The sequence below is a fragment of the Staphylococcus sp. HMSC035D11 genome (assembly GCF_001836075.1).
GTDB classification, from domain to species: domain Bacteria; phylum Bacillota; class Bacilli; order Staphylococcales; family Staphylococcaceae; genus Staphylococcus; species Staphylococcus hominis.
In genome coordinates, this window is record NZ_KV827242.1 from 1 (window position 1) to 216 (window position 216).

A 216-nucleotide genomic window follows, 5' to 3' on the forward strand; every position below is an offset into this window, starting at 1 on the left:
GAACATTGAAAACTGAATGACAATATGTCAACGTTAATTCCAATAAAGTAACTTAAATGTTACAAACACTATTTAGTATTATGAGCTAATCAAACATCATAAATTTTTATGGAGAGTTTGATCCTGGCTCAGGATGAACGCTGGCGGCGTGCCTAATACATGCAAGTCGAGCGAACAGACGAGGAGCTTGCTCCTTTGACGTTAGCGGCGGACGGG

The 216-nt window shown here is 40.7% G+C and carries 1 rRNA gene; it reads left to right on the forward strand.

From position 1 onward, the window contains the following. Positions 1-105: 105 nt before the first annotated feature. Positions 106-216 (forward strand): 16S ribosomal RNA (locus HMPREF2647_RS06340); the annotation flags it as partial.